The organism is Acinetobacter sp. MD2, assembly GCF_035615575.1.
GTDB lineage: Bacteria > Pseudomonadota > Gammaproteobacteria > Pseudomonadales > Moraxellaceae > Acinetobacter.
The window spans coordinates 1-23,378 of the sequence record NZ_VTDK01000012.1; the positions used below are offsets into that span (position 1 = coordinate 1).

A 23,378-nucleotide genomic window follows, 5' to 3' on the forward strand; every position below is an offset into this window, starting at 1 on the left:
GAAATATGTGGATGACGACACTTTTGAACAAGCTCAGGTTTGAAGTCATCGCTATAGATACGACGTTTTCTTTTTACCAATCCAACATCAACGACAGTCAATTCTTGACTCATAAGCAAGTACCCACTAATAAATAAGTGGGTACGAAAATAAGCGTCTATGGTTGATTTTAGTAGTGGGGGTTCAGCGGAGGCTTACATATTTACGCATAAAACAATCCAAAAAAAAGCACCCGAGGGTGCTTTTTTAATACGACTTATTTAAGGAATTGGCTGCTCATCTTCAAATTCTGGTTTGATTTGAACAATGAAGTCTTGACGATTCAAACCACGCCATAGCGCATATGCCGTTGCGATATAAATTGAAGAATACGTTCCTGCAAATACCCCAATAATCATAGCAACAGAGAACCAACGTAAGCCTTCACCGCCCATAATCAGCATGGCAACCACAACCAATAACAAGGTCATAGAGGTATGCACGGTACGGCGTAAAGTTTCGGTTAAGGCAATGTCGATAATTTCGCGTGGGCTTGCACCGCGAATTTTACGGAAGTTTTCACGGATACGGTCAGACACAACAATATTATCGTTGAGCGAGAAACCAATTACCGCAAGCACAGCGGCTAAAACAGTTAAGTCAAACGGCCATTGCATTAAAGCAAAAACGCCTAGAATCACTAAAATATCGTGGAACAACGATAAAATTGCCCCAACAGCAAGTTTAAACTCGAAACGAATAGTGACGTAAATCAGCATTAAAACTAAAGCTAATGCGACAGCACCTGCCGAACGAACGTAAAGTTCATTGCCGACTTGCCCACCCACCGAATCAACTTTGTGTACAGTTGCCACGTTATTTGGCAGTTGCAACACTTTAGAAATGGTGTTGTTTAAGTCTTCAACTTTAATATTTTGTGCAGGCATACGCACCAATAGGTCGGTATTACTACCTAGCGTTTGTACCACAGCATGTTGAAAACCTGCATTTTCAAGCGACTTTACAATTTGGTCTTGATCTGCCGCTTTTTGATAGGTTACTTCTGCTGAAATACCGCCTGTAAAATCGAGTCCTAAATTTAGCCCATGAAAGGCAATTAAGAAGATACTGGCAATGGTAATGATGATTGATGCGATGCCAGCAGGCTTCGCAATTTTCATAAACCCAATAATGCGTTCGTCATCTGGACGACCATATTGCTTTGATTTCGGTTGAGTCACATTGGTCATTTTCAATCTCCTTAAATGCTCAACTTAGTCAGATTACGGCGTTTGCCATAAACCAATTGGACAATGGCACGCGTGACGGTAATGGATGTAAACATTGAACATACAATACCAATCATATGGGTGACTGCGAAGCTCTTAATTGGACCAGAACCAATGGCAAATAGAATAAATGCCACAATAAAGGTGGTTAAGTTCGAGTCAATAATGGTGTTATACGCACGATCATAACCCGCCACAATCGCTTGTTTAGGCGATGCACCCCATTTAATTTCTTCTCGAATCCGCTCGCAAATTAACACGTTGGCATCGACTGCCATACCAATGGTGATGATAATCCCTGCGATACCTGGTAGTGACAGCGATGCACCTAATAGTGACATGACTGCCAAAATCATAGCAAGGTTAACCACTAAGGCAAAATTGGCAATTAAGCCAAATAAGCGGAAGAACGCAATCATCCAAATCGCAACGAGGATAAAACCAACTTCAGTTGATAAAATTCCTTTGTCGATATTTTCCTGACCAAGGCTTGGCCCAACCACACGTTCTTCTACAAAGTACATTGGTGCAGCAAGCGCACCTGAACGCAGCATTAATGCCAGTTCTGAGGCTTCTTGTGGCGAACTTAAGCCTGTAATACGGAACTGTGAACCTAACATTTGCTGTACGGTTGCAGCGTTAATTACGACAGACTCAGTATAAGGCGTACGAACTTCAGTTTGTGCATGGGTTTGAGGATCGGTCACGTAGGAAATTTTTTGTTTATTTTCAATAAACAAAACTGCCATACGTTTACCAATTGCGCTGCGGGTTGCATCCGACATCAGCTTACCACCTGCGTTGTCGAGGGTAATATTTACCTCAGCGCCGCCTGTGTCTGTGCTTAAATTTGAAGATGCATTTTGAACACGTTCGCCTGTCAAAATACGATTACGGTTTAAAAGTAATTGACGACCACTGTCTAAAGATTGATACGCAAATACCTCTGTACCTGCTGGCAATGGCTGACCATTATATTTACCTGTCATTTGGTCGATATATTGATCATTTTGGTCAGACACCAAACGGAATTCAAGGTTAGCAGTACGCCCTAAAACACGTTTTGCTTCAGCAGTATCTTGTACACCCGGTAATTCAACCACAATACGGTTGTTACCTTGAGTTTGAACTAAAGCTTCTGCAACACCTAATTCGTTAATACGATTACGTAACGTGGTTAAGTTTTGATTGACTGCATAAGACTGAATTTCTTGCTTACGCACGTCGGTATAACTTAAACGTAAAGTTGGGCCAGTATCTGTTGCAATCGCTTGTTGGCTAAATTCATTGCCGTTACGACGTAAAAAGCTCATTGCTGCATCACGGTCGTCATTGTTTGCAAACTGCACCGTAATCACATTATTGTTTAATGCTAAGTTATTAAACTTAATGTTGTTATCACGGAATTGACGGCGTAAGTCGGTCGATGAGGTATCCATACGCTGTGCAATGGCTTTGTCCATATCCACTTCAAGTAAGAAGTGAACACCACCACGTAGGTCTAGACCAAGCTTCATTGGTTTTGCACCAATTTTTTGTAGCCATTCGGGGGTGGTTGGGGCAAGGTTAAGTGCTACAACATAGTCATCGCCCAATTGGCGTAATGCTTCTTTGGCTTTTAACTGTGCATCGGTACTATTTACACGCAATAACGCAGCATTATTGGTAAAGCTGTTGTCATGGCTTGAAATATTTTGGCTTTTTAAAATTTGCTCTGCTTTTTGCAAGATAGACTGGTCAATTTTGGTTCCAGCCTTTGCACCTGAAATCTGAACAGCAGGTTCATCTGGGTACAAACTTGGCAGTGCGTATAATGTGCTGACAATCAAAACCACGATAATCAGCAAATATTTCCATGCAGGGTAACGCATTTGCGATCTTCTTAAAATGAGAAAGTCGTGCTTTCACACGACTTAGAGAAATTAAAGACTATTGAGTGTGCCTTCTGGTAATACAGAAACAACACTTCCTCGTTGGATTTTCACTTCATTACCACGGTTGAGTTCAACAACGGCAAAATCACCTTCAATTTTAGTGATACGGCCCATTAAACCACCCGCAAAAACCACTTCGCTGCCCACACCTAAACTTTGAATTAAGTTACGATGCTCTTTGGCACGTTTTGATTGAGGACGCCAAATTAAAAAATAGAAAATGGCAACAAAAACCACAATCATGCCTAAATTGGCAAACATGCTTGGTTGTTGTGCTGCACCTTCAGCGGCGTAAGCGGTCGAAATAAATAGGCTCATCTGAGTTTCCTAATTTGAATAAAATTTACTGACGAATTGAGCAATTTACCTTGTCTTGGCATCAAGCGCAAATGTTGTCAGTTTAGTCGGCAGGGCAAGGTGGAACTTCTAAGCCACGGCGTGCATAAAAGTCGGCAACAAAGGCATCAAAAGTGCCTGCATCTAAGGCATCACGCATCATTTCAGTTAAGCGTTGGTAATAACGCAAGTTATGAATTGTGCCCAACATTGATGCCAACATTTCACCGCATTTTTCTAAGTGGAATAAATACGAACGGGTAAAGTTTTGGCAGGTATAGCAGTCGCAATGTGGGTCAAGTGGCTTTTGGTCGTGACGATATTGACTGTTACGAATACGCACCAAACCATCGGTCACAAAATAATGACCATTACGCGCATTACGCGTTGGCATTACGCAGTCGAACATATCAACACCACGGCGTACCGCTTCTACGATGTCTTCAGGTTTACCTACGCCCATTAAATAACGCGGCTTGTTGGCTGGCATTTTGGCAGGCAAATAATCAAGTACCTTGATCATTTCTTCTTTGGGTTCACCGACCGATAAACCACCAATTGCATAGCCGTCAAAGTCAACTTCAAGTAAGCCTTTTAACGATTCATCGCGCAGGTCTTCATACATCCCGCCTTGAATAATTCCGAATAAGGCATTCTTATTTTTCAAGACATCATGATGTTGGGTCTTACAACGTTTTGCCCAACGTAAAGACAGTTGTAGTGATTTCTGTGCTTCTTCATGCGTTGCAGGATAAGGCGTGCATTCATCAAAAATCATCACAATGTCAGAGTTTAAAGTGTGCTGAATATCCATTGAAATTTCAGGCGATAAAAACACTTTAGAACCATCAATTGGCGAGCGGAAAGTCACGCCTTCTTCTTTAATTTTACGCATTGCGCCAAGACTAAAGACTTGGAAACCGCCTGAATCGGTTAAGATGGGCTTGTTCCATTTCATAAAGCCGTGCAAACCGCCGTGCTCACGAATCACATCTAAACCAGGGCGTAAATAAAGATGGAACGTATTGCCTAAAATAATTTGGGCTTTAATATCTTCGATGTCACGTGGCAACATGCCTTTGACTGTGCCGTAAGTGCCTACAGGCATAAACACAGGGGTTTCAATTTCACCATGTGCTAAGGTTAAACGACCACGACGGGCACGACCCGACTGACCTAATTGTTCAAATTTCATCTTTCATCCACTCAAGGCGAAAAAACAGTTCGCTGATGTTTTGCAAATTACAAAAGTCCGATATTTTCCTTGATTCTGTCTTGTAGCGCTACTTTTTATTTTGCGGTTTTGTAAGTAAATTGCACTTATTTTGATGCACTTGCTTTCATATAGAACCCAACATAATCATTCATATAAAGCTAAAAATTAGGTTTATAGTCATAATTCTGGCGTAGGATTGGATCGCTAAATGGGCGGATGGTTTTTTTAGAAAGTAATAAGGTGTTGATCAAGTTATTCGGGAAAATTTGAATCTGATTGTTAAACACTTCTACATTACGGTTAAAAATTTGAATAGCCGCTGCAACATTGGCATTTTGTGCTTCAATATCTTGCATCATTTGGCTATATAGTTGGTCTGCTTTTAGCTCAGGATAATTCTCGACCACGACATTGAGGAGATGTAATAGTTCTTTATTGAGCGTTTCGATCTGTTGGAGCTGCTGAATATCACTGTCGTGCAAATTTAAATTCATAATATTCTGCCGTAACTGTGTCACTTTTTCTAAAGTGCTTTGCTCAAACACGGTATATTGTTGTAAGGTTTTCTCAAGGTGATTGAGTGTTTTTACTTTTTGTAATTCAAAATTGCTCACATCTGCCCATGCACGGCGGGTCGCATTAAAATAACGAATAATTTTGTTGCGAATCATAATTGCCCAAACGACCAGTACAAAGAAAAATCCTAGAAATAAAAACCATCCCATGTGCCTGCTCCTCATCATTTTTATGACAATATATTTTGCATTAATTTTCTAAATTTTTCGTAGTTTAGCATGCTTAAGGTGCGTAAATGTCCACGTAAATCAGATATTTCTTGAATTTTATTTTTTTTACTATGTACGGCAAATAAGTCACGTTCTCCCACATAGCAGGCAATTGATTCATCGGCATGGAAAATTAAATCGCCTTTAAAATGTTGAAAAAACTGTTCTAACTTAAGGGTGAGGCTTGGACTTAAATATTTTGCATTTTGAATGGCATCGATCCCATAAATTTTGAGTTGTTGGCTTAAAAGGATATCACTGCTGTGCCAGCGCTCGGTATAGGGTTCATCAAAGTTTTTCCGTCGATTACTGATGGCAATACCCAGCGCAGGTACTTCAAAAATAAACGCGCCCCATGCGGTTTTTTGCATGGTTTTAATCACCACGCGATCCCCATCTTCATCTTCTGTGCTGACTTCAGTGGCATAGGTATATTCAAAGATTAAAACAGGGTAGGTTTGATCACCCACGTGCCAGTCAGTTACGGCATAGCACTGAATTTGACTAGACTGTGTGCCTTGGTCAAATAAAGGGAACAGATTTTTAACCCGACTCAGTAAATAAACCGATTGCGTGTTTGGAGGAAGATGTGAAGGTAAACCACCAAATTGCACGCCATAGCGTAACTGAACCATGCGTTGTTCTAGAAACTTGATTACACTGCGAATAGGGTCGTCGGTTTCATAGCTAATGTAGGCAATAAAAATGAGTACCCAACCAATCACGAAGCAAAGTGGGAAGGAAATCAAGTGACGTAAAAACCAGCCAAAAAACAACCATGAAGCACCCAAAATGCCAATGAAAAAGGACAAACCATTGTGGAACTTTAAATCGCGCGCTTCTCCCCAAGGGTGTAAATGCTCTAATAGTTGCTGTTCGGTGGTGACGGACTTTTCAATGTGCCAAAGACGTGCGACATTGCGCATGACCTGTTGGTTTTTTTTATAGCGCAGATGTAAAACCCGTTTCGCAGTATCGATTGGCATGGTGGTTTAAATCTATTTAACAGTTGTTTTTAATTTTTGGTAGCAGTTTTAATTTGCAAAAGCACGTTTAAATGCTTTTGCAAATGCGGTACTTATTCGTCACCAATCTCATCTAAAAAGTCGTAAGTTGGAACAAAGAACAAACAACCTGAAATTGGGGTGCTAAAGTCAAGTAGTCGATCGACTGCACCTTCTTTGTTGCCTGTAAACATGTTGCTCAACATCGTATGTGTGGTGCTAAAAGTACGTGCATAACCAATAAAATACGTCCCGTATTCATTTTTAGAAGGCTGTGCAAACGCAACATTGGCACGTAAAATTTTCAGTTCATTGCCGTGAGCATCGTGTGCTTTGCTGACGTTGTTGTGTGCTGTTTTGGGCTTTTCTTCATCGCTAAGTTCAATGTCGTCAAATTTACGGCGGCCAATCACTTTTTCTTGTTCTTCGGTAGAAAGCGCGCGCCACATTTGCATGTTGTGTAGATATTTCTGGGTAAATGCATAACTGCCATTTTTAAATTCAGGGTCTTCATCGCCTACAACGGCCCATTCGCGTGCTTCTTGAAATTCAGGATTTTCTGTTCCATCGACAAAACCAAGAATGGCACGACCATCTAAGTAACGAAAACCATTCGTTTCATCAATCGCTTCAGTAAACTCACCTAAAAGCTGATGAATCATTGCAGAAAGTTCAAAGCAAATGTCTTGTCGGTCAGCGCGGATATGAAAAAATAGATCGCCTGCGGTTGCAACCGCAACATGCTTTTCACCCCGAATTTCAGTAAAAGGCTTGAGTTCTTTTGGTTTTGGCTGATTTGGAAATAAGCGATCCCAAGCCTCTGAACCAAAGCCAAGTAAGGCATTAAAATGACTTTGTGGAAAACGCTTACTTAAACTGCGAACTAAGGCGGTAAAACCCGCACAAAAGTCTAAAACACCATCAACCGCATCTGGGTTTTGATGAATGGACAAAGTAATGAATAATGCATTTTCACCTGGGGGATTGGTCACGGGTTGTAATCGTTCAGCCATAAAAATTTCCTTGGATGCATTGTTTTAGATAGGACACTTGATTTTTAGATTTACAAATTATGCGCGGGCTGTCAAATCGTAGAGCGATAAATGTTTTGAAATATTGGTTTTGATTTTAAAAGTGAACGGTGGTTGAACCGAGAAGTAGCTGCGGTGCTACTCTCGGCTAAGCAAATTTTTAGTCTTGAGCGCGATCAATCAGCATGGCATCGCCATAACTAAAGAAGCGATATTCTTTTGCAACTGCATGTTGATAAGCATTCAAAATAAAATTTTGGCTTGAAAGTGCTGATACCAACATCAGCAAAGTCGACTCTGGTAAATGGAAGTTGGTAATTAAACGATCCACCACACAAAATTGATAGCCTGGATAAATGAAAATTTGGGTGTCACCTGTCCATGCCGCCAGTGTGCCATTGTGTGCTTGAGCTGCACTTTCTAAAGCACGTGTTGCCGTTGTACCCACAGCAATCACTTTATTGCCACGCGCTTGGGTTTGACGAATCAATTCAACCGTTGCTTCAGGCACATCACACCATTCGCTGTGCATGATATGGTTTGAAATATCATCGGTACGGACAGGCATGAATGTACCTGCGCCAACATGTAAGGTCACAAAACTTTTTTGTACCCCTTTTGCGGCAAGTTTTTCAAGTAAACTTTCATCAAAATGTAAGCTCGCCGTTGGGGCAGCAACGCTGGCAATTTTATCTGGGTCGTGAAAAACCGTCTGATAACGCTCGGTGTCAATCTCTTCTGCTTCACGGTTAAAATATGGTGGAATAGGGAGCTGCCCAAAGCGGTCGAGCACGCTTAAAATGGGTTGGGAAAATTCAACAACATATAAGTTTTCGTGGCGACCTTGTACCGTAACAGGCACTTGTTCTGAACCGATAAACAGCGCCGTACCTGCTTTAGGCGAGTTGCTAGCTTTAATATGACAATGGGCAAGTGTCGGGCTGAGCATTCGTTCAACCAACACTTCAACCACACCACCACTGGCACGTTTGCCTTTTAAACGGGCTTTCATAACTTTGGTGTCGTTTAACACCAATAGGTCACCTTCATTAAATAAGTCAATAATGTCGGTAAACATGTTGTCATGGTACTGCCCTTGTGCGTTTAAATGTAATAAACGAGACGCAGAGCGAGACGAAAGGGGGTAACGAGCAATCAGTTGCTCAGGTAAATCAAAACTAAAATCGGTCAGTTGCATGAGCTAAAACGTGTGAAAAACTGGCGCTAGTATAATCTTTTTTCAGTTAAAAGCGTATTTTTGCTGTTTTTTTGGACGAAGAAATTCGGTCTGTTGTAAAAGTAGCCGATTAGAGTGGTTTTATCGTTGACAAGATTTTAAAAAACGCTAATATACACAGCGTAAACCAAGCATCTTAAATCCCGAGGTGGTGAAATTGGTAGACGCGGTGGACTCAAAATCCACTGTTCGAGAGAACGTGTCGGTTCGAGTCCGACCCTCGGGACCAAATTCTTAAAAAGCCCTTAAGCATAATCAGACTTAAGGGCTTTTTTATTGTCTAAAAAATGATGTATTTGATCTTAACTTAATGTTAAAAAATGAGCCTGAAAATAAATTGAGACTCATTTTTTAACGCAAAAGCGTCATTTATGTGAGTGACATTGCATTAAGTTGCCAGTAATCGACTTCTAAGTTTGCATCACCACTAAATATAAGCTGTGGCGTATTTTTTGGGAAGTAACGAGAAGTCATTACCCCAAGTCCCTGATTAATAAAAATCTCAACACTTGAGTGATCGAGTAAAATTTGTAATTGCTCAACTTTTCCATCCCAGTAACGCACTTCATTTTCATCACGGCTGAGCGACTGACGTGTAAGGGTAATCCCTTGAGTATCGCATTGCAGCCATAGCGTGTTAGCAATACAAATCTGAAAATTTCCATTGACTTGAATGATGAGTTCGGCACTTGGTACATCTAATGTGTTGAGTGTATCTGCACATCCTGTTAAATGTTGATGATGCTGTCGCAGGGTTTGTAATTCACGTGCAGGGGTTTGGTAAAGTTTGCCATCTTTTAGAGAAAGTTCACGTGGTGCGCTCATCATATGAAGCCAACCAAATTTAAGTGTGGGTTGTGAAAATTCATCTTGGTCGGGCATGCCCATCCATCCCACTAACAACCTGCGACCATCTGTGGTGAGTGTGGTTTGTGGGGCATAAAACTCATGCCCATAATCAAGCTCAACAAAACTTTGGTGTGAATAATTGCCTGTGGCGTAATCTAACTGACCTAAAACATAACCACATTGATATTGGTTGAGGTAGCGGCGTGCTTCGGCCTTAACCCCTTGAGGGCAGTTAATCAGAATGTCATAACCATCAAGATGGAATAAATCTGGGCATTCCCACATATAGCCAAACGCAGGCGTGTCGCCAACGGTGCTACCTGCAATTTCACCCAATAATTCCCAGTCTTCTAAGTTTGGTGATTTTAAAAGTAAAACCTTGCCTTGTAATTGTAAGTCTTGTGCGGCAAGTACCATATACCAGATATTGTTATGCTTCCAGACTTTCGGATCACGAATATGTCCTGTGTAACCTGCTAATTGTCCAATCACCGGTTGTTTGATGAATTCGCCGTGACTGTCTTGTCGCGCGATACATTGCCATGCAGTACGTTCGGCTTCTGTTTTTCCAAGCATGACATTGCCTGTATAGATTAAAACCAATTGTCCGTTGTCATTAACAGCAGACCCTGAAAAACAGCCATTAATATCAAAGCTTTGACAGGGTAGTAGGGCAACAGTTTCGTTGTTCCAATCCACTAAGTTGCTTGATGACCAGTGTCCCCATAATTTGGTGCTATGGTCGCAATCCAAAGGATTCCATTGATAGAATAAGTGGTATTTACCGTGAAATTGAATAAAACCATTTGGGTCGTTCATTAGTCCCACAAGTGGGGATAAGTGCCATTGTGGGCGGTGAATATCATCGGGGGGATGGTGATGATTGGCCATAATATTGCGTAAAGTTTGTTTTAAAAGTTGAACTTCTTTCACAATGAACCCTCTTGGTTGTACTTAAATGTTAAAAAATGCAAAATGCAATTCTAAGGTGATGGCTAATAATTAAGATGGAGAAAAAGCCTGAGCTAATGGGTGTTAAAAAGGATGATTTCTATTATTTATGGAAATAGCTGTTTGGAGTTGTTCTCAAAAATGTATAAACCAAACGCTAATTAGACTTTAAGCAATCGTTTCTTAATAGCTAATAATTGTCATTTATGGGTCATAAAATCGAGGGTTTGAGTGTGTCTTGCGCAGCCCCAAACATGAATAAGATTGGGGTTTGCTATAGATGATCTACTTAAATTAAGCCTTGGACAGGGTGCAACATTAATGCAGTGCAGTTAAGTGGGTATAGGCACAATATAAATAACCCAAGACGAGTAGTGCGACAACAGGCTCAACAATTTTAGACCATGTTGGTACTTTGGCAACGATTGGCTCGGCAACGTGTTGATCTTGATGTGAATGAACCATGTGGTGAAACTCCTGAATAGTGGCATCAATTGATGCTGTGGGGTGTGTGGTTACTTTTGAACCAATGAGCACGATAAGTTGATTGGTTTGCCATACCCAATCTTCTGCTTGTCCAGACAAACAGTCAATTTGCCGGTTAAGTAATTCATTTAAACCACGCTGACCTAACTTGCCAACGCGATCGAGCTGTTTTAATTCACCAAATTGTAAGTGAATAATTTGCTCTAGAAACATCTCGAGTGCTGCGGGTTGTAAAGTTGATTGATTGTACCGAGAAGTGGTTAGATGGCGTGCTAAATCTTGAATATAGAGTGGATCTTGTTGCTGAATTTCTTGATAAAGTGCAGTTGCATTGTTTTGCCATGTCGAAATAATTTTACCAAGCGCAAGCGCATTGAGTTCTAGATTTAGGGTGTATGGGAATTCATGCCGATGCTGCTGAAGCTGTGTTTGTTCAGTAAAATATTGAAATAAATCAAATGTCATCGGCATGTTCCTTTATTTAATCTAAAATGCGTAGGCTTGGTTTTTTCTTTTCTGGTGTTGTTGGGTTTGGAGTGCTTTCTTGGTTTTCTGGTGCTTGCTCTGTCACATTATCATATTCACTTGGGTCAAAGAATAAGCCTTGTCGTCCATTTTCGCGTGGATAAATACCCATCACTGCGGCAAGTGGAACATAAATATTTTGTGACACGCCACCAAAACGTGCTGAGAAAGTGATGGCCTCATTGCTCATATGAAGTTGATGCACAGCATGAGGAGCGATATTGAGGACAATTTGTCCGTCTTTTACAAATTGAACAGGTACATTGGTATGCGGTTGGGTCGCATCAACCAATAAATGAGGAGTAAATTGATTGTCACAGATCCATTCGTAAATTGCGCGTACTAAATAAGGGCGGGCTGGATTAAGGGCAATTTCTTGTTCAGACATGGGTGTAACTCTTTCATTTTTGCAATAAAAGCACTATACCTTTTTTTTTCTTTGAATGTCATGGCTTGTGTGGTGATAGAGTGTTAATTCTGGTTGAAATTCAAGCAGCTTTATGTGGTGTTATTTGATTTGCTAAATTGAAATATAAGGTGTCGATATTTTATGAATGTACTTGGTTTTAGTGTTAAAGCTGGCTTTTCGCTTTTATTGATGATGTGTATTGCAAATGCCTATGCAGACAAGTTGGATATTGATGCTCAGGTGCAAGAGGCCGCTGCTGAGGCAATGGAAGTTGCCGAAGCTGAAGCTGTACCTATACCTGCGAGTGATACTGAAGCTGCATGTCGTGCTGATGATGCTTGTGATGTTGTGGCTGCTGTTTCTGAGCATGATCTGTATGGCGGAATTGTCCAAAAATATGTGGTAAAGGGTTGTCAGGTTACAGTGTATAAAGATGGGCCGGTAAAAATGGTGAATATTAAAACTGATCAACCGTGTAATGCGCCATTGCCTAAAAATCATGTATTTTCAAAGGTGACTAAAACTTATATTGAAGATGGCTGTCGGGTAACTGAATATGAAAATGATGCAGTTAGGGTGTGTCCGAAGAAAAGTAAAAGAAAATAAGCAAGATTGAGATATAAAAAAACCTCGGCAAATGCCGAGGTTTTTTGTCCGATTCGGTAAACGAATTAACGTTTAGAGAATTGAGGACGTTTACGAGCTTTACGTAAACCAAGTTTCTTACGTTCAACTTCACGAGCATCACGAGTAACGAAACCAGCTTGACGAAGAGCAGGTTTTAAAGTTTCATCAGCAGCGATTAAAGCGCGTGTGATACCGTGACGGATCGCACCAGCTTGACCACCGATACCACCACCAGCAACAGTGATGTATAAATCGTATTTTTCAGTAGCGTCTAAAAGCTCTAAAGGTTGACGAACAACCATACGAGCAGTTTCACGACCGAAGTACTGTTCTAAAGTACGGTTGTTGATAACGAGTTTACCAGTACCAGCTGACAAGAAAACACGTGCAGTTGCGGTCTTACGGCGACCTGTACCATAATTAGTAGCCATGTGCTTTATCCCTTAGATGTCCAAAACTTGTGGCTGTTGAGCAGCATGCGGATGCTCGCTACCAGCGTACACTTTCATCTTCTTGATCATTGCATAACCAAGAGGACCTTTTGGCAACATGCCTTTCACTGCTTTTTCAAGAACAGCAGTAGGTTTGTGTGCGATTAACTTTTCAAAGTTAGTCTCTTTCAAACCGCCTGGGAATCCAGTGTGGCTATAGTATTTTTTATCAAGTGATTTTTTACCAGTCACTTGAACATTTTCAGCATTGATCACAACGATATAATCGCCAGTGTCAACGTGAGGAGTATAAGAAGTTTTGTGCTTACCGCGTAAACGACGAGCGATTTCAGTCGCAAGGCGACCTAAAGTTTTGCCAGAAGCATCAACAACGTACCAGTCGTGTTGTACTTCAGCAGGCTTAGCGCTGAGAGTTTTCATTACCACTACCTATTATAGTTGGTTTGGACGGTGGAATCTGTCCAAACAAAAAGGAGAGCAAATTTTAAATGAATTTAACTTAAACTACAATCAAAAAATCGCTTTTTTGAAGCGAAGAAGTCATCCCCAAGCTTTGTGTATTATAATAAGCGCCTAGAGAAGGAATAAGACATGATGAAGCCTTTATATGTAACGTCTGGCGAGCCTGCTGGGATTGGCCCTGATATTTGTTTGGCGCTTACTAGTCGTGAAGATGAGCGTCCTATAGTCGTTTTAGCCGATGCCGATTTGTTGGCTAAACGTGCAGCACAATTAGGGCTAGAGATTGCATTCATCACATATACAGGTCAGTTGCATCCTGCACCTGCTGGAAGCTTATATGTAGAACATATTGCACTTGCCGACCATGTAGTCGAAGGTGTTTTAAACTCAAAAAATTCAGCTTATGTACTCGAACAATTACGTCGATCTGCCGAATATGCCCTGTCAGGTAAAAGTGTAGGAGTTGCGACCGCACCTGTGCAAAAGTCGATAATTAACGATGCAGGCATTGCGTTTAGCGGGCACACCGAATTTTATCAAGAATGTGCTGGGGTTGAACGTGTGGTAATGATGCTTGCCACTAAAACCTTACGTGTTGCATTGGCAACCACGCATTTGCCTTTACGAGATGTAGCCGATGCGATTACGCCCGAGCGCTTGCAACAAGTGATAGACATTTTACTTCATGATTTAAAAACCAAATTTAAAATGAGCGAACCACGTATTTTGGTGTGTGGTTTAAATCCACATGCGGGTGAAGATGGCTATTTGGGTCGTGAAGAGATTGATGTGATTAATCCTGTATTAAATGAGTATCGCGCAGCAGGACATCGTATTAGTCTGTGCTTACCTGCCGACACACTATTTACACCTGAATACCTACAAAATGCCGATGCTGTTTTGGCAATGTACCATGATCAGGGTTTACCTGTGCTAAAATCACAGGGATTCGGTGAAGCAATTAATATTACTTTAGGCTTACCTTTTATTCGAACTTCAGTTGACCACGGTACGGCATTGTCTTTAGCGGGTACGGGTCAAGCCAAAAGTTCTAGCCTACATGTTGCAGTCGATTTAGCATTGGCGCTTGCTCATTCAACATAAATTATTTGGAATTGTTCTATGTATCAAATTAATGCCCTAAACCCAAAAGATGAAGGGCATCAGGCACGTAAACGCTTTGGTCAAAACTTTTTGCATGATCAACGTGTGATTGCCAAAATTGTTCGTTCAGTCAATCCACGTGCGGGCGAAAATATTGTCGAAATTGGGCCGGGTTTGGCTGCACTAACTTCGCCGCTTATTGGTGAGTGTGATGCGCTTACTGTGGTTGAACTTGACCGTGATTTGGCTGCGGGTTTGCCTGCACGCGTGCCACATCCTGAGCGTTTAAAAATTGTTGAAGCAGATGCGTTAAAGTTCGATTTTAGCCAATTGTTTGAAGAAGCACGCCCTTTACGTGTGGTGGGTAACTTACCCTACAATATTTCAACTCCACTGTTATTTCATCTCTTGGAATTTGGCGCTAAAGTCAAAGATATGCACTTTATGCTGCAAAAAGAAGTGGTTGACCGTATTACAGCAGCGCCAAACACCAAAGAATATGGTCGTTTGTCGGTGATGATTCAATATTACTGCAAACCGACCTTTTTATTTGAAGTGCCACCGGGTTCATTTAATCCACCACCTAAAGTGACCAGTGCTGTATTTCGTTTGGTACCGTATGCTGAAAAACCAATTGTGGCCAAGAATGAAAAAGCTTTGGCACGTTTGGTGGGGCATGTCTTTACTCAGCGTCGTAAAACATTGCGTAATAGCTTAAAAGGCATGTTGGTTGAAGATGGTTTTGAGAAAGCAGGGATTGACCCGATGGCACGTCCTGAAACCTTAACTTTAGCTGAATTTGTTGCACTGTCAGACCAAATGGTTGGTGTATGACAAAGCGTTATAATTATGTGATTGGTGATTTGCAGGGCTGTTTTGAAGCCCTAAAGCAGTTACTCAAAAGCATTCAATTTGACCCAGAGCAAGACTTTATTTGGTTTGCAGGCGACTTGGTTGCACGGGGTGAAAATTCCTTAGGCGCATTACGTTTTGTCAAAAAACTGGTGGAGCGTGGTGCAGCAGCAACGGTTTTGGGAAATCACGATTTAACCTTGCTTGCTTGCGCGCGTAACTTAAAAGCGATTAAACCTAAAGACAATACCCAAGACGTGATTGATGCAATCGACAGTGATGAGCTGATTGATTGGTTGCGTCGTCAACCGCTGTGTTTGTTTCCGAATGAACGCATTGTATTGACCCATGCAGGTATCCCATGTACGTGGTCGGCAGCAGAAGCAAAAGCTTTTGCACAAGAAGTTGAAGTGGTGTTGGCTCACGATGACTTTGCGGTATTAGATGCTTTTTTAAGTGAAATGTATGGCTCGCAGCCTGACCTGTGGCAAGATGATTTAACAGGTCATGCTCGACTACGCTGTATTGTGAATTATTTAACCCGCATGCGTTTAACAGATTCAGCAGGGCGTTTAGAGTTCAGCTTTAAAGAGTCTTTAGATGACCCAATGCCAATCGGTTTTAAACCATGGTTTGAGTTTGAAAGTACGGCTGCAACAACACATCAAATTATCTTTGGACATTGGGCCGCATTAAAAGGGCGGCGCGTCACCAACAAAATCCAAAATGTGGATGGTGGCTGTGTTTGGGGTGGTGAATTGGTGGCATATCGCTTAGAAGATGAGCAAGTTTTTCAAGTTACAAATCCGCTTTAAATCTGCTGCTGTTGCGATATTCAGAAATGAAGGTCATTGAATGACCTTCATTTTTTTATTTTAAACAATGAGATATTTTGCAAAATTCTTTAAATCCTTTTGTGATTAATTACGAAGCCAAACTTGTGTTCGTCCTAATGCGGAAACACCTAAATAGCCACGAAGATAGAGCATTTTACCATTTGGGCTTAATTTTGCTTTCAGTGTGTAGATCTTTCCTGTGAGTGGATCTAAAATTTTACCGTTTTCAAAATTATTGTTACCTACATCTTTTAAATGATGAATGATCTCTAAGCCCAAAATAGGTTTTTTTGTATAAGGTTCAGGACAATTGATGCAGGTTTCTTCTGGTGTATAGTCTAGTCGTGGTGTGATTTTTATAATCTTGCCCGTATAGATGCCAGTGCTTTGAGTGCTAATTTGAATTAGACCTTGTATGGCACCTGTTTTGTCATCTACATTTTTCCATACCCCTTGAATATCTGCTGCAAAACCTAAACTTGAGCAGATTGATAGCATAATTACAGAAAGGAATTGATAGATTTTCATGTTTTTTCCTATTAATTAATGATTTTCTCTGTTGTAACAATGAGATTCCTTCTCATTGCAGTTTTCTGGCTATTTCAGCAAAGAAAATGCTAAAGGTAGCCAAATCGCAGTAAAGACCCCATTAACAGCCATGCCAAATGCGGCATAGCGCCCTGCCACAGGACCACGTTGCCATGCCTGAACCGTGCCAATGGCATGTGCCGCCAAGCCGAGTGCTAAACCTGAAGCACGTTCATCATGAATATTTCTTAAAATAAAGGTTGAAAAAATAGCGCCAATTAAGCCAGATAAAATCACAATTAAAATCACTAAACTGACGGGAGAGCCGACTAAATTGGCAATATTAATGGCAATAGGAGTGGTGACTGCACGAGTGCTAAAGGCTAAAATTGTGGGATGAGCCATATGTAACAGATAAGCCAAACTGACAGGCAGTGCAACGGCACTTAAGCTTGCAAAGCATAAAATTCCCGAGAGTGCTTTGAGGGGTAAATCGTCATAGCGCATAGTGGCAAGTGGAATGGCTAAGGCGACAGTTACATAGCCAAGCAAACGTCCAAATACGTCATGAGTGCCTTGCATATAATGCTCATAAGGCAATTTCACCACACTTAGCATCGCAATTACACAAAACATGCCAATTACAAGTACTGGCACACGTGACAAATAACGGCTCAAACGTTTTGCAATGAAATATGCTATGAGTGTGATTAAAAAAGATTCAAGAATAAGTAACATAAGTCCCTCTTTTTGTTATAGCCAATGCTTTGACATTTTTGCGTAGACCCATAAAGGAACAAGGGTACTAAGGCATAAAATAAACAAAAATAACGGAATTTCTTTACCCATGTGTACTAAAGTGAGCAAAGAACCTGCACAAACGGGCAAAAATGCAAAAGCACTTTCGCGCATAATTTTATTATTGGTATCGACAAGGCGAAGTGAAATTGGGCGTAACCGACGCCATAGCAACATACAGACTAATAATGAAATTAAACCGACTAAATTGCCGAGCTCTGGGAAATGCAATTGTGTCATCACCCAGAGTGCGGTTTCTCTAAAAATAATAATCAGGCTGATATTCCCGATCCATGCTTGCCAATCTATTTTATTTATTCCATTCATTTTTGTCGGAGGAACATTTTTTAAGCTGTTGGCTTTAGTTGTACTCCATCTCTGCTTAAAGTTCAAATGCTTCAAGGGGGCGTTTGAACTGACTGGCGCGTTCACCTAAAATTTCATCAAGTGGTAAGTTTAAGCGGTAAATCAGTTCTTGTAGTTTATGTGGGGCAATTTGGATGTTTAAGATTAAATTACCTTGTTCGTCATATTGTTCAGACTGAATCACATTTAAATTATACAATTGTGTTCTAAGCTTGCCATATTGAGGTTTTAATTTAAGTTCAAAATTTTGCAATTGTCCCATTAAGCATTCTTGTACTGCTTGACGCAATAAATTTAAACCTTGCCCGCTATGTGCTGAAACATACACGCGATCAGGTAAATTGGGTGCGGCATAGATGATTTTCTCGGCTTCACCACTGCGGTCAATTTTGTTATAAACCCGTAAAATTGGAACTTCAACGCCAATCTCTTTGAGCACACTTTCAACGGCATCTATTTGCTCAAGTACATCGGGGCTGCTGCTGTCAATCACATGCAACAGTAATGTGGCTTCTAAGGTTTCTTCTAAAGTCGCTTTAAATGATTCAACCAATGAATGCGATAAATTACGAACAAAACCAACTGTGTCTGCTAACACTAAAGTACCAATTCCATCCCAAGTTAAGTGGCGCAGCGTAGGGTCGAGTGTGGCAAATAGTTGGTCTGCGGCATAAACATCGCTACCTGCTAAAATATTAAACAGGGTCGATTTGCCTGCATTGGTATAGCCAACTAACGATACAGTTGGAATATCTGCTTTTTTCCGTGCAGCACGACCTTGAATACGAGTTTGACGTACTTTTTCAAGCTTGGCTTTGAGTTGTCCCATCCGAATTTGGAGTAGGCGGCGGTCAGTCTCTAATTGAGATTCACCCGGGCCACGTAAGCCAATACCGCCTTTTTGACGGCTCAAACTTGCAAAACTGCCGACTAAACGGCTAGATAAATACTCTAGCTGTGCCAATTCAACTTGCAATTTACCTTCATGGGTGCGGGCGCGCAAAGCAAAAATGTCTAAGATTAAACCTGTGCGGTCAATCACTCGGCATTCAAGCACTTTTTCTAAATTACGTTTTTGGGCAGGAGAGAGCGCATGGTTAAAAATGACCAAATCAATCTCTAAGATTTTTACACGCTCGGCAATTTCTTCAGCTTTACCCGAGCCAATAAAAAATTTGGCATCGGGTTTTACGCGTGGCACGGAAACAATCTCTAAAATTTCCGCACCTGCCGATTTTGCAAGGAGCTGAAATTCTTCTACATCAACATCTTCCAATAATTGGACGGTGACATTTACTAGGAGGGTATTCTCACCACCTTGATGTTGTTCGATTGAAACCACGATATTTGTACTCGCCTAGCTGTATTAAGTTCTATTGTAGATAAATCTGTCATCTTAGGCGAGGGGGATGATAAATTGCAGGTAATGGAGGCTTTACGCCCGATAATTTAGCCGTGAAACAGGTCTTGAAGTAAAATAAAAGTACCTGCATAGAAAATGCTCCAACCAATGATGCGTTTGAGTGATTGAAGAACAGGTTTGAGTGATTGTTTGAAGTGGCTTGAATTGACGAAGGTATTCATGGTGTTCTCCTTAATCGGTTGCTGCTGATATCCTTATCTTAAGCAAGGAGTGGTTTTAAATACAATTGAAAATCATTATCGTTATCTTCGGTTATTTGAATGATTATTGCAACTTTTTTTGCAGAATAAGTGGATGGCTTTATAATGAGTCACACTTTAGGCTTTTGTTTAGAACACTATGACAGAACAACGATCTCCATCATTACAACAACAGAAAAAAGGATTTGCACGAGCATTACATTTTGCAAAAAAAATTGGTCATAGTATTTCAGCCGTGGGCGAAGGCTTTTATGTCGTGTATCGTCATCAATTGTATAAGCATCCTAATGCTCCTGAAAACACCCGTTATGTACAATGGTTTTGTCGCCGTTTGTGTGATGTATTTAATGTGGAATTACAAGTGCATGGTGAAAGTGTGGCACGGGAACCTGCTTTATGGGTGAGTAATCATATTTCATGGTTGGATATTGCCGTGCTAGGTTCAGGTGCGCGGGTTTTCTTTTTGGCAAAAGCTGAAATTGAGCAATGGCCTTTGCTAGGTAAATTAGCCAAAGGCGGTGGAACATTGTTTATTAAACGTGGTTCGGGCGATTCTTTGCGTATTCGTGAACAAATCACGCAGTTTTTAAAACAAGGTATTCCCGTATTATTTTTTCCTGAAGCAACCACGTCAGATGGTACTTATGTAAAACGTATACATGGTCGTTTATTAGGTGCTGCAATTGAAGCTGAGCGTCCTGTACAAATTGCACTGATTGCCTATATGAATCAAGAGGGGCAGCTTGATCAAGTCGTACCGTATGTTGGCAATATTTCATTTAGTGACCATGTAAAGCATGTGCTTGAAATGCCAAAGGTCACGGCACATTTAATGCTATTGCCACGCATTGAGGTGATAGGAAAAAACCTTGAACAACTTACAAAAGAGGTTCAGATTGCGATGCAACAAGGTTTACAGACCTTGCATCAAGATATTTTAAAGGTAAGACCATCGGCGGTTTAAGTTACATCATACCTTCTATCGGTAGCCATGAAATAAAGCGTAAGCCTGCTTTTTGCCACCATTTCATTTTTGGTTCGCTTGGATAGACTTTTTGCATGGTTGGTGTTTCTCTGAGCCATTGAATTTTTTGTTCGGGGCTCAGTTGCAATTGATAGCTATAATTGTCGATTTCGTGATTCATAGTGGTATGAATTGCGGTCGCAAGACTTGGGCTGTCTAGTAATACTCCAATTTCGGTATTCAGTTTGGCTGAGCGTGGGTCAAGATTAAAAGAACCAATAAACACTTGTTTGTCGTCAATCGTCATCATTTTGGCATGTAAACTTGAACGACTTAAGCCTTTTAAACTTAGTTTGGTTTCTTTGGCGATTTTGGATGTTGCTGGATTCAGTGCAATTGTGTCGAGTACAGGTAAAAACTCATATAATTTAACCCCATTTTTAAGTAGTTCTTGTCGATACTTCGAATAAAAGGCATGTACGAGCCAGACATCATTGGCTTTAAACGAGTTGGTCAGTACCCGTACTTCTACGCCTTGTTGTGCAAGTTGGCTTAAAACCTGCGTACCTTGTTTTTCGGGTACAAAGTAAGCGGAAATAATATCAATATTGTGTTGTGGCGTTGAAATAGCATGGCTTAATTGCGTGTTTAAATAATCTTGTGGCTGTGCTTGATTCCGAATTTTATTCGGTGAATCCTTAACGACTAGTGCCTGCACCCAATCAAACTGAACACTTTTATTGAGCCATTCGTCAAAGTCGTGTGAATGATTGGCTAAATTTAGATAATTTTGAACTGTCACTTGTTGATAGTGTTGATCTAATTGTTTTTTGAGACTGGCATAACGAAGTTGGTGTTGTTGTGGATTGACAATTTGGCGAACAGGATAGGCATAAGCGTCATTCCAATAATCATCAAAAGAGTTTGAAATATCGTCTACGGCCTTGCCGACCAGCAGCACATCAATATCTGAAAATTGATAAATATCACTAGCATTATAATATTGATTACTCATATTGCGCCCACCAATTAATGCCACTTGATGATCGACAATAAAACTTTTGTTATGCATGCGTCGATTAATGCGTTTTAAATCGAGCAACATGTCCATTGCACGGAAATTACGAAAGCGATAGGGATTGTAAAGTTTGACTTGAATGTTTTGATGTTGGTCGAGTGCGAGGAAAATCCCTTCCATCTTTTTAGCATTATTGTCATCAATCAGTAACCGAACCTTTACGCCACGGTCTGCTGCCTGAATAATATTGTGTAATGCCAGTGCACCAATATTATCGTTATCCCAAATATAGTATTGCAGATCTAGGGTTTTTTGCGCTTTATTGATTAAGCTTAAGCGGGCGGAAATCGCTTCTAACGGATCATTAAGTACATGGTAGCCTGTAAGATTTGGATTTTGTGCTTCGAGTGGCTGTAGTAATTTTGCCAGATGGGTCTGCGAGGTATCGGTCTCATTTGCATGCACAATGGGCTGTGGAGATTGCGGTGGTAGGGTACTACATGCCGTTAAGCCAAAACTTAAGCTTAATCCGATGGCAAGCATGCGTGCAGACCGAATATTGCCGTTGATCAGTCGCGTTTCACTTTGAAGTTGTGCCATATCATCTCAATTTATTTTAGTCAGCATCCCTGTTATTGGATGATGATCATGTTTACCTGTCCCCCTCAATTTGAGAAGTAATATGTGGAATTTTAATACAATTATTTTCATTTTCTATATGATTTTTATTGCCATGACTATTTGGGGGCTTGTACAGGCATGGATCAGTCAATCAAGAACTGAAACCATTCATCCATTTAAGGCATTTATTCATTTATTGGTGTTTTATTTATCGTATTTATTGTTTCCAACATTAATTTTCACGCTATTTGAAGGTTGGCAAGGTGAATTTGATTTACATCAAACCCTATTTATCAGCAGTTTATGTGTGATTTTAATTTATGCCCGTTTTATTGAGCCGCATTTGATTCGGGTGCAAACCACACAATATCAACTTTTGCCCGATCGTGCTTTTCATAAACCTTTTAAAGTGGCTTTAATTGCCGACTTACATATTGGTTTGTTCTCGGGACATGAACGACAACTAGATCAGATTGTGGCAAAAATTAATCGTGAACAGCCTGACATTGTTGTGGTTGCTGGTGACTGGACTTATGAACCCGAAAATCGCCTGAGCGATGAGTTATCCGTACTCAAAGAAATTAAAGCGCCCGTGTATTCGGTGAATGGTAATCACGATGAGCAATATCCAGGGCCACCGATTCAAGCTTTATTGCAACAAGCATTGGTGGCGAATAATGTGATGGATATAGAAGGAAAAATTGTTGAGTTTGACGAATTTCGTTTGCTTGGTATAGGTGATTTGTGGGCGGGTAAAACTGATATGCGTAGCTTAGCTGAATTACCACAAGATAAACCGTGGCTGATTTTGTCACATAACCCCGATACGGTAGATATGGTACCGCCGTTACCAACACGCCCGCTGATGTTGTCAGGGCATACTCATGGCGGGCAAGTTGAACTACCGTGGCTGACCTCTTATATGATGAAACGTGTATCGATTTTAGGGCATAAAAAAGGCATGTATCAACATGATAATGCTGATGTTTTTGTAACGGTCGGGACGGGTATGGTGGGTGTGCCATTTCGTTTTCGTGTGCCACCGACCATTGATATTATTGAGTTAATTTAATCGCAAAATAAAAAGGCAATTCAT

At 40.8% G+C, this 23,378-nt stretch carries 25 protein-coding genes and 1 tRNA gene; 7 read left to right on the forward strand and 19 right to left on the reverse strand.

All coding sequences use genetic code 11. The features are described 5' to 3' along the window. Window positions 1-260 precede the first annotated feature (260 nt). The 8 genes from secF to queA form a co-directional block, all read right to left on the reverse strand. Window positions 261-1,229, reverse strand: a complete 969-nt coding sequence (secF, locus tag FXN70_RS11610) for a protein translocase subunit SecF (protein ID WP_324647626.1) — start codon at window positions 1,227-1,229, stop codon at window positions 261-263. 11 nt (window positions 1,230-1,240) lie between these two features. After that, window positions 1,241-3,139: a protein translocase subunit SecD gene (gene secD, locus FXN70_RS11615; protein WP_324647627.1), complete on the reverse strand. Its 1,899-nt coding sequence runs from the start codon at window positions 3,137-3,139 to the stop codon at window positions 1,241-1,243. Window positions 3,140-3,190: 51 nt separating this feature from the next. Next, window positions 3,191-3,520, reverse strand: coding sequence for a preprotein translocase subunit YajC (gene yajC, locus FXN70_RS11620; protein ID WP_324647628.1), 330 nt, complete (start codon window positions 3,518-3,520; stop codon window positions 3,191-3,193). Between the two features lie 82 nt (window positions 3,521-3,602). Then, window positions 3,603-4,733 (reverse strand): tRNA guanosine(34) transglycosylase Tgt, encoded by a 1,131-nt coding sequence (gene tgt, locus FXN70_RS11625; protein ID WP_324647629.1) that lies wholly within the window; start codon window positions 4,731-4,733, stop codon window positions 3,603-3,605. A 179-nt stretch (window positions 4,734-4,912) separates the two neighbouring features. Then, on the reverse strand, window positions 4,913-5,479 hold the full coding sequence (locus tag FXN70_RS11630) for a LemA family protein (protein WP_324647630.1): 567 nt from the start codon (window positions 5,477-5,479) through the stop codon (window positions 4,913-4,915). 20 nt (window positions 5,480-5,499) lie between these two features. After that, the gene (locus tag FXN70_RS11635) at window positions 5,500-6,525 is read right to left on the reverse strand and encodes a hypothetical protein (protein ID WP_324647631.1); all 1,026 of its coding nucleotides are present in this window, start codon (window positions 6,523-6,525) and stop codon (window positions 5,500-5,502) included. Window positions 6,526-6,617: 92 nt separating this feature from the next. Further along, a complete protein-coding gene (locus tag FXN70_RS11640; protein WP_324647632.1) occupies window positions 6,618-7,556 on the reverse strand; it encodes a Dyp-type peroxidase in 939 nt (312 codons plus the stop codon). 178 nt (window positions 7,557-7,734) lie between these two features. Then, window positions 7,735-8,772 carry a tRNA preQ1(34) S-adenosylmethionine ribosyltransferase-isomerase QueA gene (queA, locus tag FXN70_RS11645; protein WP_324647633.1) on the reverse strand — a complete coding sequence of 346 codons (1,038 nt, stop codon included), beginning with the start codon at window positions 8,770-8,772 and terminating at the stop codon, window positions 7,735-7,737. Window positions 8,773-8,953: 181 nt separating this feature from the next. Between queA and FXN70_RS11650 the strand changes: the two genes are divergently transcribed. Continuing rightward, window positions 8,954-9,040, forward strand: a tRNA-Leu gene (locus tag FXN70_RS11650). A gap of 140 nt (window positions 9,041-9,180) precedes the next feature. On the opposite strand, the gene FXN70_RS11655 is transcribed toward FXN70_RS11650, so the two are convergent. The 3 genes from FXN70_RS11655 to FXN70_RS11665 form a co-directional block, all read right to left on the reverse strand. Further along, window positions 9,181-10,593: a sucrose-6-phosphate hydrolase gene (locus FXN70_RS11655; RefSeq protein WP_324647634.1), complete on the reverse strand. Its 1,413-nt coding sequence runs from the start codon at window positions 10,591-10,593 to the stop codon at window positions 9,181-9,183. A 336-nt stretch (window positions 10,594-10,929) separates the two neighbouring features. Further along, window positions 10,930-11,562 (reverse strand): hypothetical protein, encoded by a 633-nt coding sequence (locus FXN70_RS11660; protein ID WP_324647635.1) that lies wholly within the window; start codon window positions 11,560-11,562, stop codon window positions 10,930-10,932. A gap of 16 nt (window positions 11,563-11,578) precedes the next feature. Beyond that, complete coding sequence (locus FXN70_RS11665) at window positions 11,579-12,010, reverse strand: ClpXP protease specificity-enhancing factor (protein WP_324647636.1); 432 nt, start codon at window positions 12,008-12,010, stop codon at window positions 11,579-11,581. Between the two features lie 162 nt (window positions 12,011-12,172). Between FXN70_RS11665 and FXN70_RS11670 the strand changes: the two genes are divergently transcribed. After that, window positions 12,173-12,637, forward strand: a complete 465-nt coding sequence (locus FXN70_RS11670; protein WP_324647637.1) for a hypothetical protein — start codon at window positions 12,173-12,175, stop codon at window positions 12,635-12,637. Between the two features lie 65 nt (window positions 12,638-12,702). Here the strand turns inward: FXN70_RS11670 and rpsI are convergent, their stop codons facing one another. Both rpsI and rplM read right to left on the reverse strand, forming a co-directional pair. After that, window positions 12,703-13,089 (reverse strand): 30S ribosomal protein S9, encoded by a 387-nt coding sequence (rpsI, locus tag FXN70_RS11675; RefSeq protein WP_010113617.1) that lies wholly within the window; start codon window positions 13,087-13,089, stop codon window positions 12,703-12,705. A gap of 12 nt (window positions 13,090-13,101) precedes the next feature. Beyond that, entirely contained in the window at window positions 13,102-13,530 is a 429-nt protein-coding gene (rplM, locus tag FXN70_RS11680; protein WP_324647638.1) for a 50S ribosomal protein L13, read from the reverse strand. A 174-nt stretch (window positions 13,531-13,704) separates the two neighbouring features. On the opposite strand from rplM, the gene pdxA reads away from it, so the two are divergent. From pdxA to FXN70_RS11695, 3 genes are read left to right on the forward strand one after another with little or no spacing between them, the layout of a single operon-like run. Then, a complete protein-coding gene (pdxA, locus tag FXN70_RS11685) occupies window positions 13,705-14,676 on the forward strand; it encodes a 4-hydroxythreonine-4-phosphate dehydrogenase PdxA (RefSeq protein WP_420714414.1) in 972 nt (323 codons plus the stop codon). Window positions 14,677-14,694: 18 nt separating this feature from the next. Further along, window positions 14,695-15,510, forward strand: coding sequence for a 16S rRNA (adenine(1518)-N(6)/adenine(1519)-N(6))-dimethyltransferase RsmA (rsmA, locus tag FXN70_RS11690; RefSeq protein WP_324647640.1), 816 nt, complete (start codon window positions 14,695-14,697; stop codon window positions 15,508-15,510). Further along, on the forward strand, window positions 15,507-16,343 hold the full coding sequence (locus tag FXN70_RS11695) for a symmetrical bis(5'-nucleosyl)-tetraphosphatase (RefSeq protein ID WP_324647641.1): 837 nt from the start codon (window positions 15,507-15,509) through the stop codon (window positions 16,341-16,343). The genes rsmA and FXN70_RS11695 overlap by 4 nt, the downstream gene beginning before the upstream one ends. Window positions 16,344-16,448: 105 nt before the next feature. Here FXN70_RS11695 and FXN70_RS11700 read toward each other — a convergent pair whose 3' ends face one another. The 5 genes from FXN70_RS11700 to FXN70_RS11720 form a co-directional block, all read right to left on the reverse strand. Then, window positions 16,449-16,892: a DUF2147 domain-containing protein gene (locus tag FXN70_RS11700; protein WP_324647642.1), complete on the reverse strand. Its 444-nt coding sequence runs from the start codon at window positions 16,890-16,892 to the stop codon at window positions 16,449-16,451. Window positions 16,893-16,961: 69 nt separating this feature from the next. Continuing rightward, complete coding sequence (locus tag FXN70_RS11705; protein WP_324647643.1) at window positions 16,962-17,630, reverse strand: LrgB family protein; 669 nt, start codon at window positions 17,628-17,630, stop codon at window positions 16,962-16,964. A 15-nt stretch (window positions 17,631-17,645) separates the two neighbouring features. Continuing rightward, window positions 17,646-18,017: a hypothetical protein gene (locus FXN70_RS11710; protein ID WP_324647644.1), complete on the reverse strand. Its 372-nt coding sequence runs from the start codon at window positions 18,015-18,017 to the stop codon at window positions 17,646-17,648. A 55-nt stretch (window positions 18,018-18,072) separates the two neighbouring features. Continuing rightward, window positions 18,073-19,398: a ribosome rescue GTPase HflX gene (gene hflX, locus FXN70_RS11715; protein WP_324647645.1), complete on the reverse strand. Its 1,326-nt coding sequence runs from the start codon at window positions 19,396-19,398 to the stop codon at window positions 18,073-18,075. Window positions 19,399-19,505: 107 nt separating this feature from the next. Next, the gene (locus FXN70_RS11720) at window positions 19,506-19,640 is read right to left on the reverse strand and encodes a hypothetical protein (protein ID WP_324647646.1); all 135 of its coding nucleotides are present in this window, start codon (window positions 19,638-19,640) and stop codon (window positions 19,506-19,508) included. Between the two features lie 178 nt (window positions 19,641-19,818). Between FXN70_RS11720 and FXN70_RS11725 the strand changes: the two genes are divergently transcribed. Next, window positions 19,819-20,643 carry a lysophospholipid acyltransferase family protein gene (locus tag FXN70_RS11725; protein WP_324647647.1) on the forward strand — a complete coding sequence of 275 codons (825 nt, stop codon included), beginning with the start codon at window positions 19,819-19,821 and terminating at the stop codon, window positions 20,641-20,643. Window position 20,644: 1 nt separating this feature from the next. Here FXN70_RS11725 and FXN70_RS11730 read toward each other — a convergent pair whose 3' ends face one another. Then, window positions 20,645-22,261 carry a phospholipase D family protein gene (locus tag FXN70_RS11730; RefSeq protein WP_324647648.1) on the reverse strand — a complete coding sequence of 539 codons (1,617 nt, stop codon included), beginning with the start codon at window positions 22,259-22,261 and terminating at the stop codon, window positions 20,645-20,647. An 82-nt stretch (window positions 22,262-22,343) separates the two neighbouring features. Between FXN70_RS11730 and FXN70_RS11735 the strand changes: the two genes are divergently transcribed. Beyond that, window positions 22,344-23,354 carry a metallophosphoesterase gene (locus tag FXN70_RS11735; protein WP_324647649.1) on the forward strand — a complete coding sequence of 337 codons (1,011 nt, stop codon included), beginning with the start codon at window positions 22,344-22,346 and terminating at the stop codon, window positions 23,352-23,354. Window positions 23,355-23,378: the final 24 nt, after the last annotated feature.